We start from the raw sequence: 16113 nt of genomic DNA, 5'->3' as shown, positions 1-16113 counted from the left end.
ATGTCTGAAAAAAAGGTCTTAAGAAAAGGTTATACAACGGGAACTCACACAGTTGCTGCATTTAGGTCTTGTTTAGATACATTTTTAATTACAAACTCTCAAACAACAACGAAAACAAATAAAATAGATAATGATGATTTAGATGTAACAAAAGGCTGTGAGATAGTTGTATCTTTAGATTTTGATATTGAAAACTTTTTATTAAATCCAACTTTTCAAAAACCTCAAATATTTTCTTGCAAAACAAATAGTTTGGAAATCTATGCAGGTCTTGGTGTAGGAGTGGTAACAAAAAAGGGACTTAAAATACAAGCACCCTATCCTGCTATAAACCCTGCTCCATTAGAGGCTATGCAAGAGTATTTTGAAATAAAAACAAAAAATAAAGAGAACTTGCATTTAAAATGTTGTGTAAGCGTTACAAATGGTCAAGAAATAGCCAAACAAACAGCAAACTTAAAAGTTGGAGTACTTGAAGGTATCTCAATACTTGGAACAACAGGAATTGTAAAACCTGTGTCAAGTTCAGCTTATATAGACTCTGTGAAAACTGAAATAGAATTTGCAATACAAAATAACTATGAAACCATCTATTTTACCCTTGGGAACTCTGCTTTTAAAGTAGCTTGCTCTAAGGCAAATGAAGAGGCAATTATCGAAATAGGAAATTTTATTTATGACTCAGTTGAACTTGCAACAAAACAAAATGCAAAAGAAGTAATCTTTTTATGTGGGATTGGAAAGATGACAAAGGTTTATCAAGGTTTTAAAAACACCCATAATAGATTTGGAGTAATTGATTTTACAAAACTTCAGTTAGACATAAAAGAAAACCTAGGCTATGAAGTTGATATTGAAGCAACTTTAACAGTAAAGGGAATATCCCAAGAGCTTGAAAAAGTGGGATTACTTGATGCTTTTTATGAAATGATTACAAAAAAAGCAAATGAACAAATAAAACAATGGTTTAAAACATCAAATGTAAAAGCCATAATATTAGAACAAAAAGAGGTACTAGGATGGTAACAATAGCTGGTAATGGTATGGGAGATTATACCTTTACAAATTTAGACTTTGATATTAGCAGGTTTGACAAGATTATCTGTGATTCAAACTTCAAAGAAGAAGCTTCAAATATTCTAAAACTAAAATATAAAGAAGCAAAAGAGTATCTTTTAGAAAACTACGATAAAGAAGAGATTTTATATGTAGTAACAGGTTCTCCTCTATTTTTTTCTGCTGGAACAATTATTGCTAAAAACTTACCTAAAGAAAAAGTAAAAATCATAAATAACACTTCTTCTAAAACCTATATGTTAGAAAAACTATTTATCAATGAAACAGATATTGATACTATATCTTTACATGGAAGAGTTGATTTTGATTTAGAAAACTTTTTACAAAATAAATATACTTTTGTGCTTTGTGATAAATTTACAATTGCAAGATTAAAAACTGCCCTTTCATTTTTTAACTCTTCTTCTATAACTACAACTATAGGATATAAGCTTGGCTTCGTTGATGAAAAAATAGAAGAGATAGATTTACTTAACTTTGATGAAAAATCTTTTGATTTGTCTCAACCTTTTGTACTACTTATTAAAAAAGAGTTTGAATCTAAAAACATAATTAGTGAAGATGTAGAGTTTGAGACTGAACGAGGAATGATTACAAAGAAATACAAAAGACAACTTACTTTACAAAACCTTGATTTAGAACCAAACAATCTTTTATGGGATATTGGAGCAGGAAGTGGTTCTTGTGCTATTGAAGCATACAAAAGATACAAGGTTAAAACAACACTTTTTGAAAAAAATGAAACAAGAGCAGAGTTTATAAAACAAAATCTTATAAATCATCATGTAGTAAATACAAAACTTCTTGTAGGTGAAGCACAAGATATACTCCCAACTTTAGAAGAGACTCCACAAAGAATCTTTGTAGGTGGTGGTGGAGTTGAAGTTATAAAACAACTTCCAATACTTTATAAAAAATTAGATGAAAATGGAATTATGCTTATTAATGCAATAACACTAAAACATTTAAACCTAATGTTAACTGTATTAAATGAAGCAAAAATAGAGTATGAAATCCACTCAATCTCACTTACAACATATAAAGGAAAGTTAGATTTAGTAGAACCTGAAAGACAACTATTTCAAATAAAAATAAAAAAGAAGATAAATGAATCAAAAATATGAAATACTAAATAAAACCTTTGGGCATAGCTCATTTAGAGACTTTCAAGAAAAAGCTATTGACTCTATACTAGAAAAAAAAGACTTAGTAACAATTATCCCTACAGGAGCTGGTAAATCTTTATGTTATCAACTTCCATCTTTGATTTTTGAAGGTTTAACAATAGTTATTTCTCCACTAATAGCACTTATGCAAGATCAAGTAGTTGCTTTAAAGGCAAATAATATTAAAGCTTCTATGATTAATTCTTCTCAAAGTATTGAAGAAATAAATCAGGTGTTTAATGATGTAAAAAAGGGGAATATTAAACTTTTATATATAGCACCTGAAAGATTTAGTGCAAATGGTTTTTTAGATTTTTTAAAGTCAATTGATATCTCATTCTTTGTTATAGATGAAGCCCACTGTGTTAGTGAATGGGGACATGAGTTTAGAGCTGATTATCAAAAACTTTCATTGTTGAAAAAATACTTTCCAAATACTCCTGTGGTTGCTTTTACAGCAACTGCAACTTTAAAAGTGCAAGAAAGTATTATAAAAAGCCTAAACCTTAGCAATCCTGTAGTTTTAAGGGGAAAAACTAAAAGAGAAAACCTTACTATAAAAGCAAAAAAAAGAGTTTCAAATGGGCAAAGCCAAGTTCTAGAATTTTTAAAAAACAAAAATAAAGAAACAGGTATAATATATTGTTTTACAAGGAAAGAGACTGAAACAACAGCCAAATATTTGCAAAATCACGAATTTAAAGCAAAAGCATATCATGCAGGTTTAAATCCCGAAATTAGACATAAGGTTTATACTGAATTTTTAAATGACGAAATAAATATTGTTGTTGCAACGATAGCTTTTGGAATGGGTATAGACAAAAGTAATATTCGTTTTGTAGTTCATACTTCTATGCCAAAAACACTTGAAAACTATTATCAAGAAATTGGTCGTGCAGGTAGAGATGGTTTAGAAAGTGAAACATTACTTTTATATACAAAAGCCGATGAAATAAGTAGATTAAATATGATGGAGGACATAACAAACCCTGAATATAAAATTCTTCTTACTCAAAAACTAAATAAAATGTATCAGTTTTCAAACAGTTCAAGTTGTAGACACAAATTTATTGCCTCTTATTTTGATGATAATATTGAAGCTTGCAATACAAAGTGTGATAATTGTACAAAAGAAAAAACAGAAACTTTAGATATCACAATTGAAGCTAGAAAATTTCTATCGGCTGTAGTAAGAGCTAATCAATCTTTTGGACAAAACCATATTATAGATATTTTAAGAGCTTCTAAAAATAAAAGAATATTTCAATTTTCTCACGAGAAACTTTCAGTATATGGAATTGGAGAGGATAAAAGTAAAAATGAATGGGATGCAATAGTTGATAGACTTTTTGATATTGAAGCATTAGTATTAGGAGAACACAGAGCTTTAAAACTAACTTCTTTGGGAAATGAGATTCTAAAAGGTAAACAACAAGTTTTAATTGATCTTGATAAAATAGGTATTATAGAAAAAGAAGAAATAAAACAAGGAAATAAACAATATTCACAGTTTTTTGAAGACTTTAAAGATCTTCGAACAAAAATAGCTAAAGAAGAACAAGTACCTTCATATGTAATATTTAGTGATAAAGTTTTAGTTGAAATAAGTGATAAACTTCCTTTAACAAAAGAAGAATTTTTAAACATAAATGGTATAGGTGAAACAAAATGGGAAAAATATGGAGAAGCTTTTTTAGAACTAACTAAAAAGTTTAAACCAGACCAGAAGAAAAAACTTACAAAAACATACCTTGAGACTTTAGAACTTATTGAAGAAGGAAAGACTATTACTGAAATCTCTGAAATAAAGCAAATACAAGAAGCCACAACTATTTCACATATTAAACTTTTAAAAGAACATGATAAAATACTAGAAAACCAAGTAAATGAACTTTTTACTCCTTTTATAGATACTTATCCTTTACATATAAAACAATGGTGTGAAGAAGGACTAAAAAAAGAAAATATAAAAAACCTAAAGTCTTATTTAAATCTTTATGAACAATTATTCTTAGAAAAAGAAAATAAATGATATATAAAATAAAGCATCTAATACAAAAAAGTTAAATAATATATATATGTAATTACTTTAGTAAATAATATTTAAATACAAATATATATGTTTAAAATAAACATAAGAAGAAAAAAGTTAAAATAATTTAATTTATAAATAATTGTATTTATATACTAATTTTAACTATAATTACAAATATATAATATTTAGGAAAGAAAAATGGCAGATATAGTTCATATATATTTATTTGAGGAACATATTGCAGATTTATATATACAGCAAGATAAAATATTTTTATCTCAGATAGAGCAAAAAGCACATAATGCTAGCCCAATAAGCATATCTAAAAATACAACGCAAAGAGAAACTAGCAACCTTAAATACCTAGAAGGAGTACCTGGGTTTGTTAGTGATAGTTTACCGGGAAACTTTGGAACAAAGATATTAAACGAATATTTTTTAGATACCATAAAAGCTTATCCTACAATTGTTGATAAACTACTTTTTATAGGAGATAATGGTTTAGGTGCACTAAGTTACAAACCAAATAAAGAGCTAAAAAAAGAGGATGAACAAACTATCCAATTAAAAGAGATGTTTGAAAAAGCAAAAGAGTTGAAAAAAGGTGGAAACTTCCATAGTATACATAGTGCCTTTTTAGTATCTGCACACTCTTTTGTGGGAGGTGCTAGAAGTAAGGCTGTTGCAGCTATAAACCTTGATACAAAAGAGATATACCTAGGAAAAAAAAATGAAAAGATTCCTAAAGGTTTTCTGCGAGCTATTATTAAATATGATGATACAGCCCATGGAGATGAAAACAAATCTACTTATTCAAAACTTGAATACATATACTATCTACTAACCAAAGATATTGGACTAAATATGAGTGAGTGCCATTTGGTAGAAAGTGAAGGTAAACATCACTTTGTAACTAAAAGATTTGATATAGAAGATGATGGTACAAGATACCATGTACACTCACTAGCAGGATTACTAGAAATAGACTATAATGAACCAAGACTTATAGGGTATGAAGAACTTCTAAGAACTGCTATTAAACTAAATGTAAATAAAAAAAGTTTAGCACAATTGGTACTACAAATGCTTTTTAACTATATGTTTGTAAATCAAGATGACCATGCTAGAAACTTTTCATTTATGTGTGATAAAAGCTTTAAATGGAGAGCAACTCCTGCTTATGATATCACTTTTGCTAAAGGAATTAAACAAACACTAGAACACCAGCTAAGTTTATATGGGAAAGCACTATCAACCATAACTCTAGATGATGTGGTACAACTTTGTGTAGAGTTTGATATAGATTTGGAGTTTGTATCAGATAAACTTGAACTTATGAAAAAGCTAAGAGAGGAAAAACTACCTAAACTTTTAGAAGAATATCAAATAAAACAAAATAAAAAAGAACAGGTGCTAAACGAGGTATCAAAAAGAGATCTACAAGGAGAGCTAAGATGAGTTCAGAACTTTTAAAAAAGATGATTGAGAGTAAAAAAAAGTTTGATAAGAAAAAAAACCTCAATATCATGAGTAAATTTGAGACTATAAGTGATGATGAAGTAGCTATGGTTTTAGCTCTTCGAGCAAAAAGACTTAGGCTAAAACAAAAACTTACACAAAAAGAGTTTAGTAAAAATCTAGAGCTAAACTCAGCGAGCACTTACTCAAATTTTGAGCAAAAAGGAACTATCTCTTTGGTAAATTTTATAAGAGTAGTAAGAGAATTTGGTCTTTTAGATCAACTTGATGAACTTTTTAAACCTACGGATATCAAAGATGTATTAGAGATATATGAGGGGAATGATTCTAAAAATAAAAGAGTACGAAAAAAGGAAACAAAGTAGTTTTATTTAGTTTTATATAAGTAAGTCCCCATAAATCAAATCTTACTTATAATTTATAATATAATAAAAAGTAAAAATTAACCACAAATACTAAAACTTATCCATTAATATCAGAGAATAATTTACTCTTTGTTATAATTTCATCTTCTACAATACAAATAAGGAATCAAAATAAATGATATATTTTATAGGAGCTGGTCCAGGGGATCCAGACTTAGTAACAGTAAAAGCCCAAAAGATACTTCAGAAAGCTGATGTAGTTTTATATACTGGTTCCTTAGTTCCCAAAGAGGTACTTTCTTGGTGTAAAGATGAAGCTATCATAGAAGACTCTCAAGGGATGAAATACCCTGAGATATTTGCCTTTATAGAAAAATATAAAAATAAAGTAATAGCAAGAGTTCATACGGGTGATCCATCTATTTACTCAACTATTGCAAAACAAATAGAGTTTTTACAAAAAGAAAATATCAAATATGAAGTTATACCAGGTATCACAGCAGCTTTTGGTGCTGCTGCTAGTCTTGGGATAGAATATACTATACCAGGTGTTTCTCAAACTATGATTCTAACACGTGTAGAAGGTAAAACTCCAAATCCAGAAAAATTAGAAAATATACTTGCTTGTAAAAACTCATCATTAGTTTTTTATCTATCAATTTTACTTCTTAAAAAGTTAAAGAAAAAAGCTTTAGAACTAGGATATTCACCAGATACTCCTTGTTGGGTAGTTGAAAAAGCAACATGGAAGGAAGAAGAGATTTTCAAAGGAACAATTTCAGATATTGAAAATCAAGTATCTCATATCAAAGGTGTTGCTTTGATTTTATTTGGAGACTTTTTAAAACAAGAAGAGACAGAAGAATCTCACCTTTATGTTAAGCCTTTAGTTAAAGAGTTGCAAGAGAAAAAGGCTAATAATGGGTAAGTTAAAAATAGCCCTAGTTTCAATAAACCAACCAAGTCTAAATTCTGCTAGTAAACTTTTAGATTACCTAGAAGATTTTGAAGTTGATGTTTATGGTAAAAAAGATTTAGAACATAACTTAGAAAACCTACTTACTTACGAAAAGATAGATACAGTTTTACAAGAGGGTTGGAAAAAATATGATGCGATTATATGTATTTTAGCTATGGGCATTGTTGTTAGAAAAATTGCACCACTTCTTGAAAGCAAAGCAACTGATCCAGCTATTATAGTTATGAGTATGGATTTAACAAAAGTTATTCCTCTTCTTAGTGGTCATATTGGTGGAGCAAATGAGTTAAGTGATTTATTAGCTTCTAGAGTTCCAAACTGTATGAACTTTGTTTCAACAGCAACAGACCAAACAAAAACTTTTGCCTTTGATATGTTTGCAAAGAAAAACAATCTTGAAATAGAAAACCTAAAATGCTTAGCAAAAATCTCAAACTCACTTCTAAATAAAAAACAAGTTGAAGTAAAAACCTATAAAAGTATTTTTGAAACTATTCCAAATAAAACAAATCTAAAAAGAGTAGATGAACAAAGTTCTGACCTTTGTGTAAATATAACTCCATTTTCAGATGATAACCTAAGCTTAAAACCAAAAGTATATTTAGGTATTGGTTGCAATAGAGATACACCATTTGAAGATATTGAGGCATCATTTTTTTGGTTTTTAGAAAAACATAATCTAAAAAAAGAACAAATAGAAAATATAGCTTCCTTTGAAGCAAAAGCAGATGAAAAAGGACTTTTAGAGTTTGCTTTAAAATACAACTTTGATATCAAGTTTTACAACGAGCAAGAAATAAACTCACTTCAAGGAGAGTTTAGCCCTTCTCAAGCAACAAAGTTTTTTGGACTTAAAGGTGTTAGTGAACCTTCATCTATATTAGTTTCAAAATACAAAGAACTTATCATACCTAAAAATGTGTATGAGAAAAAAATCACAATAGCAGCCGCAGTATAAAAGGAAAAAATAAAATGGCAAAAAAATTATATATAGTTAGTTCAGGTGCTGGTGGAACATCATATATCACACCAGAAGCAAGAAATGCTTTAGAAGAGTGTGAAGTTGTAGTTTCATATAGTAAATACGCAAGAGAGTTAAAAGAATTGCTTGCTGGAAAGGAATTATATACATCAGGGATGACATATGAAATTGAAAGATGTAATCAATCTATTCAGTATGCTGTTGAGGGTAAAACTACTTGTATCGTATCAAATGGAGATGCAAATGTTTATGGAATGGCAACACTAATAGTTGAAATTATGGATGAAAAAGATTTATGGGATAAAGTTGAGCTTATATCACTTCCTGGTGTTACTTCATTTTTAGCAGCGGCAAGTAAAGTTGGAGCTCCTGTATCACAAGATTTTTCTATCATCTCTCTATCAGATAGACTTACAGATATAAATTTAATTGATAAAAGGGTAAAAGCAGCCCTTGATTGTGACTTTGTTTTAGGTATTTATAATCCAAAATCTAAAAAAAGAATTCTTCCTTATCAAAACTTTTTAAGAGCCTTAGAAAATGGATACCAAGATAGAATAGCAATTATTGCTTCACATGTAGGTAGAGTTGAAAAAGAAAAAATCACTATAACAACAGCCCAAGATTTGATAGACCAAGATATTGAACATCCAGCTGTTTCTATGTCAACTCTTATTATAATTTGCAATTCAAACTCAAAACTAACTAAAAATGGAAAAGTTTTAACACCTAGAGGATATTTAAACAAATATAAACTTGATGGCAAACTAAAGAATAAATAAGTTAAAAAATAAATAAGACAAAAAGGAAGTTAATGCAAATAGCTATTATTTCAAATATTAAATCAAATATATATGCACTACAAGAAGTAATAAAAGATATTAGGAATAGAAATATTGAAGTTGTTTTAAACCTTGGAGATATGTTTTATGGACCAATTGAACCAAGGGCTACATATGAATTAATAAGAGAGAATAAATTCATAAATATCTGTGGAAATCAAGATAGAGAAATCCTTGAATCTTCTTTAGTTCAACTTGAAGAAAACCCTACTTTAAGATATGCTTATGAAGATTTAGGGGATGAAGTTTTATACTGGATTCAAGATTTGCAATTTGAAAAAATTATTGGTGGAACATATTATATGATTCATGGAACATATTTTGATGATAGCCAGTATTTATTGGAAGATATTTCAGAAGGTTCTATAAAGTTAAGAAGTGATGAGGATATTATCAAACTAACAGATAATATTGAAGCCCCATTTATTTTTTGTGGACATTCACATTTGCCAAGAATTCATAAACTAAGTTCTGGACAGATAGTTATAAATCCAGGTTCTGTTGGACTTCAAGCCTATGAAGATGAACTTCCAACTAAACACAAGATGGAAAACCATACCCCTGATGCAGCCTATTCTATTTTAACAGTAGAAGAAAATCAATATAGTGTTGAGCAAGTAAGAGTTGCCTATGACTTTGAAAAAGCAGCAAAAAAAGCAGAAGAGAATGGAAGAGAAGATTGGGCACATGCCCTTAGAACGGGAAAGGTTTTAGACTAATCATATGAAAAAGTTTGAACATGGTGGAGATACAAAAAGTTTTGCAAAAAAAGCAGAATGTGAAGAAAAAGAAGTAATTGATTTATCTTCAAATATAAACTTTTTAAAACCAAAACTTGACATTGATTTTAATACATTAAATATATCTTCTTACCCAAATTATGACAAGCTGTATAAAGCTATTTCAAACCACTATAAGGTAATGAAGTCACAAATTGAACTATACAACGGTGGTAGTTCTGCTATCTTTAAACTCTTTGAAAATCTGAACATAAAACATTGTACTATTTATTCCCCTGCATACCTAGAATACAAGAAAGCAGCTCAAAACTTTGGCTATAAGATTGATTTAATCAATAGATTTAAAGATATCAATAAAGAGGTTAAAAAGGGCTCATTTGTAATATTTGTAAATCCTTCAACACCCGATGCAAAATGTTATGATATAAAGAAACTATTAAATTATTGGATAAAAAAAGAATGTATAATTTTAATAGATGAAAGCTTTTTAGAGTTTACTGATTTTGAATCTGCAACAAAATATTTAAAAGAGTATAACAAACTTTATATTCTAAAATCTATGACAAAGTTTTATTCATCTGCTGGAATTAGAGTTGGCACTATTATCTCATCAAAAGAAAATATCAAAAAACTAAAAGAGAAAGAGCCTATGTGGAAGATTTCTACTTTTGATATGAATTATTTAATAGAAGTTTTAAAATACAAAAGCTTCTACAAAAAAGCGAAAAAGAAAAACAGAGAAAATCTAGAGTTATTGTATTCTACAGTTAAGAAACACTCTTTTATCAAAATGATACAACACCAAAGTGAAGCAAACTACATTTTAGTAAAACTACAAGGTATAAAAGTAAAAGAGTTACAAGAAAAACTAATACCATATAAAATCATGATAAGAGATTGTTCCAACTTTGATTTTTTAGAGAAGTATCATATAAGAATTGCGGTAAAGAGTAAAAAGAGTATTAAACTTTTAGATAAAGCTTTTAAAGAAATTGATAAATGTATTTAGAGCTTCTATTTTTTGCATATCTTATTGATTTTATCTTTGGAGAGTTTCATCTAATCAAAACTCTTTATCACCCTATTATTCTTTTTGGAAACTACATAAAATGGTTTGAAAAGAAGTTTTATAAAGACTGTATCTTTAGAGGTTTTTTATTAACTATATCCTTACTAACTCTTGTTTTTTTAGTTACTTTTTTATTAAGCAAAATTGATAATATATATTTTCAAGCCCTACTTTGCTCTTTTACTATCTCTTCTAAAATGCTTTATGATAGTGTAAAAGAAGTAATATCCTCAGACAATCCTAAACATGCCATTTCTATGCTTGTAAGTCGAGATACAAAGGAAATGAGTGAAAGTGATATAAATAAGGCTGCTATTGAGACTTATGCGGAAAACTTAAGTGATGGAGTTATTGCTCCAATGTTTTATATGATTTTTTTTGGTATTGTGGGAGCTTTTATTTATAAAGCAATTAATACCTTAGACTCTATGGTTGGATATAGAAATGAAAAATATGAAAACTTTGGTAAGTTTGCAGCTAAACTTGATGATGTAGTAAATTTTATTCCAGCTAGAATAACTGCACTTTTAATAGCCCTACTTTTCTTTTCAAAAAAAACTTTTAAAGAGTTTTATTCTTATGGAAAAAAACATGAAAGTCCAAATGCTGGACATCCAATCTCAGCAATGGCACTAGTTTTAAATGTCTCTTTAGGAGGCCCTACGTCATACTTTGGGAAAATAAAAGAAAAGCCCTACTTTGGAGATGGTAAAAAAAATATAGAAAAAGAAGATGTAAAAAAAGCACTAGATTTCAAACTAAGATTTGATATCTTTGTTTTAATAGTTTTAAGCTTTTTTCTTATGTTTTCTAAATAATAAATATACAAAAAATGGCGCACCAATAAATGAAGTAACAACTCCAATAGGTAAAGAAGAAGCTGTATTTAAAACCCTTGAAATCAAATCAGAAAGTACTAGAAATACACCACCATAAAAAAATACTGGTAAAATAAGTTTATCGGCACTTTGTTTATAAATAAGCCTTAAAATATGAGGTATAATAAGTCCTACAAAACCAATTGGACCTACGAAACTAATACTTACTCCAACAGCTAAAGAGATAGTCATAAGAAGTATTAGATTCAGTCTATTTACATTTAGTCCTTTTAAAAATGCAATATCATTTGATAGAAGTAAAAGTTTTATATCTTTTCTTTTTATTATTGATACTGCTAAAAGAATAAGGGCAACAAAAAACACAGCTAAAGAACTATTATAGCCTACGACATCAAGACTTCCAAGGGTAAACCTCACAATAGAATAATTCTCTTGTAAAGTACTTAAAAAGAATATCAACATCAATGCAGATGAATAAAAAAATGATAAAGCAATACCTATTAAAAGTATAGAGTTTGTTGAAGAAAATGTTGCATTTTTATTTATTTGTTTTGAAATAATATATAAAACAAGAATAGTTAGAAAAGAGCCTAATATACCAGAGATATAAAGAGCTACCATAGGAAAAAACACTATTGAAATAGCTGTAAAAAGTGTTGTTCCACTTGCTATTCCTAAAGTATATGGAGTTATTAAAATATTTTTAAAAATAGTTTGAAAAATAAGTCCACTTAGACTTAAAACAGCTCCCACAAAAAAGGCTAGGATAATTCTAGGAACTCTAAGTTCCCAAAATATCATATATGAAGTAGTTGTACTATCAAATATTTCATTTAAAGAGATAGTAGTTTCCCCAATAAAACATGAAATAAAAATTAAAACTACACTTACAATATAAGCTAAATACTTTATAGAACTCATAGTTTTACCACCAAGTGATTATTTACTACTTCTAAGCAGTTATGATAGAATTTTTCTAAAACTTCTTTAGAAAAAAATTCACTGCTATCTCCAAAGAACTTAAGCTCTCCCTCATCTAAATATAAAACCTTATATTTTAGATTAAAGGCTAAATCTAAATTATGAGTTATGATTATTTTTTGTTGTAAATATTGTGAATTAAAAAGCTCAAATACTTCTTTAACTCTTGTAATATCCATATTTGCAGTTAGTTCATCAAAGATTGTGATTTTTGCATTATGTATAATGCTTGAAGCAAGTAATAAAAGCTGTTTTTCTCCTGAACTTAAATCATTGCAGGCTCTATTTTTTATTTTTTCTAGTTTTAATAAAGATATTGTTTCATCAATCTTTTCTTTATTTATTTTTCCTATAAATGAAAGTTCTAAAAACTCATAAACGCAAATATACTCATCAAATACTTCAAGTTTTGGAGGAATATAGTTTATTAGTTTTGCTCTTTGTTCATCATCTAAAGAAGAGATATTTTTATTTTGAAGGGTTACTTTATCATTTGATATAAGATTTGAAAGAACTTTTGCTAAGGTTGACTTCCCTGCTCCATTGGCACCAAGGATTATAAGGTTTTCATTCTCTTTCAAAAAGAATGAAATATCTTTTAAAATATGATTTGAAAAACTATTTATCTCTAACATTTACTAATATATCTTTAAAATCTTCCATAAAATAAATTACTCTATGACTAGGAATTCCTGCATATTCTTTATCTATAATATAAATATTATCATTTTTACTTGCCTTTATTGGAAGTTTTTTCCAAGGCTTTTTTAATTCATCAAAACTAATATTGTTGTCATGAATATAAGGTGCAAGTAAAATTATAATATCAGGATTCATATTTATAATATTTTCAACATTTACTATTGGCTGTGCTGAACTTTTAGATTTATATGCATTTTTATTACCTGAAGCTTTTATTATATCATTAAAATATAAATTATTTCCCGTAATATAAATAGCTTTTTCCAAAGTTGGTTGAGCACCTATTACAATCATAATTTCTTTATTTGAAACAATATTTGAAAGACTATTTAGTTTAATATTTATTTTATTTATTAATTCATTCGCTTTTTTTTCTTTATTTAATAATAAAGAAATATTTTTTATCGTAGTTTTTATTGAAGCTAAATTATCTGTTTTAAAAGAGTGATAATTAAAGTTTAATTTTTCCAAATTTGATAATAGTTTTTCATCATAGTTTTGGGCAAGAACTAAGCTAGGTTTAGCTTTTAATAATTTTTCTAAAGAGATTGAGGAATAACCACCAATTTTAGGTATTTTTTTCGATTCAGGGGGATAGTTGCAATACTGAGTATTTGCAACTATTTTATCTCCCTTTCCAAGAGCAAAAACTATCTCATTTAAAGAAGGAGATAGTGTTACTATTCTTTGCTCATTGGCAAATAAATTAACAATACAAAAAAGAATTAATAAATATTTTTTCATCTTAGAAATTATATCTTAATCCTACATATGCACTTCTACCTGCTGTTGCATAACCATAAACTGTATTGTAATCTTCATCAAAAATATTATCAAGTTTTAAATATAATCTTGTATTATCATTCATTTCATAATTAATTACACCATTTACTACAGCATAGTTTCCAGTTTGAACCCTACCATCTGTCCAATCATTAATCACTCTATCTCCAATATATTGAGCATTTACATTAAAATGTATTTTATCCAAACCATGATAATCTAAACTTAGTTTATATAATTGTTTTGCTCTTCTTTCTAAGTCTTTATCTTCATCATCTTTAGCACTTTGAATAGTATAGTTAAAAGTTATAAAAGTATCATTTAAAACTTCATTGCTATATTCTAATTCTAAACCTTTGAATTTTGATTCTCCACCTATATTTTCATTTTTTGAAGTAATTGAATCCCAAGTGATTAAATCTTCAACTTTTGTTTCAAAATAAGTTAAAGTCAAGTTTTTATAAGTAATTCCTAAATCAAAACCTTTTGTTTTTTCTGGTTTTAAATTAGTATTAGTTGTTCCCCAAGGATTAAGTTCATCAATTATATTTGGAACATTATAAGCCGTTCCATAATTAGCAAAAGTACTTAAATCCTTTGTAAAATAATACTTAACACCTAACTTTCCAGTAGTTTTATTTTCATAATTATCAAATTTATCATATCTTAAACTTTGAGTTAATATTAAATTATCAAATTTATTTGAGTTTGTAAGATATATATATTTATTTTCACTATCTCTTTGATTTGTTGAATTATCTGTTAAAACATAATCAACATCATCTTTTTTTATTCCAGCTCCCATAAGTAAAAAACTATTAGACATATAAGTAAATTCATCTGAAATCTCTATATTTTGGTTTTCACCATTAAACTCTAAAACATTTTCTCCCCAAGCAGAACCTACAGTTCCTTCCTCAACTCTATTAAATTTTGATAATTCATATTTTACTTTTAATTCATGGTTTTTAATTTTATGAGAATACCCAAGATTATATAAAGTTGTTTCTCCATTACTTCTCATATTACTATCATCTGCTGAAGATGTATCATATTCTGATAAAAAATTAATATTTTTTATACCAAATGAAATTTTAGAATTTTCAGTAATATAGTAATTTGAAGTAAGATTTACAGTTGTATTATCATAAGCATCATTTTCAAAATCATCTCTGTCTTTTCCATATGGAAGTTTACTTGTAAAACCAGTAGTTTTTGTTTTATCTGCACTTAATCTAATATCATATTTTTTAGCTCCATAAGATAAAACTGTAGAAGCTTTTTTTGTATCATATGAACCATATTCCAAGTTAACATTACCAGAAAAACCTTCTTTTGCTTTAGATGTTATGATATTGATAACCCCAGCACTTGCGTCTGCACCCCAAATACCACTTTGAGCACCTTTTATAACTTCTATTCTTTCTATATCATTAATCATTAAATGTTGAAATGAAGCTCCACTTGAATTTGCTGGGTCTTTATATGTTACACCATCAATTAAAACTAAAACTCTTTTTGTAGATAAACCTCTTAAAAACGTACTAGAAGAACTACCTAATCCTCCATTTGAGACAATAGATACTCCACTAAGAGAGTTTAAGGCTTGATTTACTGTAGTAAAGTTTTTTTCTTGAATTTCTTCTTTAGTAATAACATTTACACTAGAAGTTACATCTTTAATAGATTGTTCTGTTTTTGTTGCAGAATAAACTGTAACATCTGAAATTTTTGAAGAGTTAGCTTGAAGATTTGTTGCTATTAAAAGCGAAGCAACTACGCTACTTATACAGATTTTATTTTGCATAAAGGTTTCCTTGTTGTGAATTGTATTTATTTGTTGAATAAAGACTTATAGGTTTTAATTGCTTAGAATGAAGAATTTTCAGTATTTTAGGTAGATTATTTGAAATATGAGAATCTAAACTAATTAACATTGATTTTATTTTTCTATTTACTGTTGCACACAATACACCAAAAAATGAAAAATATTTTTTAAAACATCTAGTCATCTTTATTACCTCCTTATAAAATAGGAACGAATTTTAGTGCAGTAAAATAAAAAAAGCTTTAA

16 protein-coding genes are annotated in these 16113 nt (G+C 27.7%); 11 read left to right on the top strand and 5 right to left on the bottom strand.

The features are described from left to right. From cbiD to cbiB, 11 genes are all read left to right on the top strand, one after another. A complete protein-coding gene (gene cbiD / locus CP965_RS01810) occupies positions 1 to 1026 on the top strand; it encodes a cobalt-precorrin-5B (C(1))-methyltransferase CbiD (RefSeq protein ID WP_129060320.1) in 1026 nt (341 codons plus the stop codon). After that, positions 1020 to 2201 carry a precorrin-6Y C5,15-methyltransferase (decarboxylating) subunit CbiT gene (gene cbiT / locus CP965_RS01805; RefSeq protein ID WP_129060319.1) on the top strand — a complete coding sequence of 394 codons (1182 nt, stop codon included), beginning with the start codon at positions 1020 to 1022 and terminating at the stop codon, positions 2199 to 2201. The genes cbiD and cbiT overlap by 7 nt, the downstream gene beginning before the upstream one ends. Further along, the gene (recQ, locus tag CP965_RS01800; protein WP_129060318.1) at positions 2185 to 4275 is read left to right on the top strand and encodes a DNA helicase RecQ; all 2091 of its coding nucleotides are present in this window, start codon (positions 2185 to 2187) and stop codon (positions 4273 to 4275) included. The genes cbiT and recQ overlap by 17 nt, the downstream gene beginning before the upstream one ends. A 201-nt stretch (positions 4276 to 4476) precedes the next feature. Further along, a complete protein-coding gene (locus CP965_RS01795) occupies positions 4477 to 5736 on the top strand; it encodes a type II toxin-antitoxin system HipA family toxin (protein WP_129060317.1) in 1260 nt (419 codons plus the stop codon). Beyond that, a complete protein-coding gene (locus CP965_RS01790; RefSeq protein ID WP_129060316.1) occupies positions 5733 to 6122 on the top strand; it encodes a helix-turn-helix domain-containing protein in 390 nt (129 codons plus the stop codon). The genes CP965_RS01795 and CP965_RS01790 overlap by 4 nt, the downstream gene beginning before the upstream one ends. Before the next feature lie 175 nt (positions 6123 to 6297). Beyond that, the gene (cobM, locus tag CP965_RS01785; protein ID WP_129060315.1) at positions 6298 to 7050 is read left to right on the top strand and encodes a precorrin-4 C(11)-methyltransferase; all 753 of its coding nucleotides are present in this window, start codon (positions 6298 to 6300) and stop codon (positions 7048 to 7050) included. Then, positions 7043 to 8059, top strand: a complete 1017-nt coding sequence (locus CP965_RS01780; RefSeq protein ID WP_129060314.1) for a cobalt-precorrin 5A hydrolase — start codon at positions 7043 to 7045, stop codon at positions 8057 to 8059. Before cobM ends, CP965_RS01780 begins: the two co-directional genes overlap by 8 nt. Before the next feature lie 14 nt (positions 8060 to 8073). Next, positions 8074 to 8865 (top strand): precorrin-3B C(17)-methyltransferase, encoded by a 792-nt coding sequence (locus tag CP965_RS01775; protein ID WP_129060313.1) that lies wholly within the window; start codon positions 8074 to 8076, stop codon positions 8863 to 8865. Positions 8866 to 8897: 32 nt separating this feature from the next. After that, entirely contained in the window at positions 8898 to 9644 is a 747-nt protein-coding gene (locus CP965_RS01770) for a metallophosphoesterase family protein (protein ID WP_129060312.1), read from the top strand. A gap of 4 nt (positions 9645 to 9648) precedes the next feature. Next, positions 9649 to 10674 (top strand): aminotransferase class I/II-fold pyridoxal phosphate-dependent enzyme, encoded by a 1026-nt coding sequence (locus tag CP965_RS01765; RefSeq protein WP_129060311.1) that lies wholly within the window; start codon positions 9649 to 9651, stop codon positions 10672 to 10674. After that, a complete protein-coding gene (gene cbiB, locus CP965_RS01760; RefSeq protein WP_129060310.1) occupies positions 10665 to 11552 on the top strand; it encodes an adenosylcobinamide-phosphate synthase CbiB in 888 nt (295 codons plus the stop codon). Before CP965_RS01765 ends, cbiB begins: the two co-directional genes overlap by 10 nt. Here cbiB and CP965_RS01755 read toward each other — a convergent pair. The 5 genes from CP965_RS01755 to CP965_RS01735 are packed head-to-tail and all read right to left on the bottom strand — an operon-like array spanning position 11523 to position 16051. Further along, positions 11523 to 12494, bottom strand: a complete 972-nt coding sequence (locus CP965_RS01755) for a FecCD family ABC transporter permease (RefSeq protein ID WP_323807961.1) — start codon at positions 12492 to 12494, stop codon at positions 11523 to 11525. The two genes, cbiB and CP965_RS01755, sit on opposite strands and share 30 nt — an antisense overlap. Next, positions 12491 to 13189 (bottom strand): ATP-binding cassette domain-containing protein, encoded by a 699-nt coding sequence (locus CP965_RS01750; protein WP_129060309.1) that lies wholly within the window; start codon positions 13187 to 13189, stop codon positions 12491 to 12493. The genes CP965_RS01755 and CP965_RS01750 overlap by 4 nt, the downstream gene beginning before the upstream one ends. Then, entirely contained in the window at positions 13173 to 14000 is an 828-nt protein-coding gene (locus CP965_RS01745; protein ID WP_129060308.1) for an ABC transporter substrate-binding protein, read from the bottom strand. Before CP965_RS01745 ends, CP965_RS01750 begins: the two co-directional genes overlap by 17 nt. Before the next feature lies 1 nt (position 14001). Then, positions 14002 to 15846 (bottom strand): TonB-dependent receptor plug domain-containing protein, encoded by a 1845-nt coding sequence (locus CP965_RS01740; RefSeq protein WP_129060307.1) that lies wholly within the window; start codon positions 15844 to 15846, stop codon positions 14002 to 14004. After that, complete coding sequence (locus tag CP965_RS01735; RefSeq protein WP_129060306.1) at positions 15836 to 16051, bottom strand: hypothetical protein; 216 nt, start codon at positions 16049 to 16051, stop codon at positions 15836 to 15838. The genes CP965_RS01740 and CP965_RS01735 overlap by 11 nt, the downstream gene beginning before the upstream one ends. Between the last annotated feature and the right edge of the window lie 62 nt (positions 16052 to 16113).

This window comes from Halarcobacter mediterraneus (assembly GCF_004116625.1).
GTDB classification, from domain to species: Bacteria; Campylobacterota; Campylobacteria; order Campylobacterales; family Arcobacteraceae; genus Halarcobacter; species Halarcobacter mediterraneus.
The sequence above is the reverse complement of the archived record's forward strand: the minus strand, read 5'-3'. Positions and strand labels throughout refer to the sequence as shown.

Bases quoted from the DNA above. Each gene is read 5' to 3' on its own strand.
- cbiD (WP_129060320.1), top strand. From the start codon at position 1: ATGTCTGAAAAAAAGGTCTTAAGAAAAGGTTATACAACGGGAACTCAC.
- cbiT (WP_129060319.1), top strand. From the start codon at position 1,020: ATGGTAACAATAGCTGGTAATGGTATGGGAGATTATACCTTTACAAAT.
- recQ (WP_129060318.1), top strand. From the start codon at position 2,185: ATGAATCAAAAATATGAAATACTAAATAAAACCTTTGGGCATAGCTCA.
- CP965_RS01795 (WP_129060317.1), top strand. From the start codon at position 4,477: ATGGCAGATATAGTTCATATATATTTATTTGAGGAACATATTGCAGAT.
- CP965_RS01790 (WP_129060316.1), top strand. From the start codon at position 5,733: ATGAGTTCAGAACTTTTAAAAAAGATGATTGAGAGTAAAAAAAAGTTT.
- cobM (WP_129060315.1), top strand. From the start codon at position 6,298: ATGATATATTTTATAGGAGCTGGTCCAGGGGATCCAGACTTAGTAACA.
- CP965_RS01780 (WP_129060314.1), top strand. From the start codon at position 7,043: ATGGGTAAGTTAAAAATAGCCCTAGTTTCAATAAACCAACCAAGTCTA.
- CP965_RS01775 (WP_129060313.1), top strand. From the start codon at position 8,074: ATGGCAAAAAAATTATATATAGTTAGTTCAGGTGCTGGTGGAACATCA.
- CP965_RS01770 (WP_129060312.1), top strand. From the start codon at position 8,898: ATGCAAATAGCTATTATTTCAAATATTAAATCAAATATATATGCACTA.
- CP965_RS01765 (WP_129060311.1), top strand. From the start codon at position 9,649: ATGAAAAAGTTTGAACATGGTGGAGATACAAAAAGTTTTGCAAAAAAA.
- cbiB (WP_129060310.1), top strand. From the start codon at position 10,665: ATGTATTTAGAGCTTCTATTTTTTGCATATCTTATTGATTTTATCTTT.
- CP965_RS01755 (WP_323807961.1), bottom strand. From the start codon at position 12,494: ATGAGTTCTATAAAGTATTTAGCTTATATTGTAAGTGTAGTTTTAATT.
- CP965_RS01750 (WP_129060309.1), bottom strand. From the start codon at position 13,189: ATGTTAGAGATAAATAGTTTTTCAAATCATATTTTAAAAGATATTTCA.
- CP965_RS01745 (WP_129060308.1), bottom strand. From the start codon at position 14,000: ATGAAAAAATATTTATTAATTCTTTTTTGTATTGTTAATTTATTTGCC.
- CP965_RS01740 (WP_129060307.1), bottom strand. From the start codon at position 15,846: ATGCAAAATAAAATCTGTATAAGTAGCGTAGTTGCTTCGCTTTTAATA.
- CP965_RS01735 (WP_129060306.1), bottom strand. From the start codon at position 16,051: ATGACTAGATGTTTTAAAAAATATTTTTCATTTTTTGGTGTATTGTGT.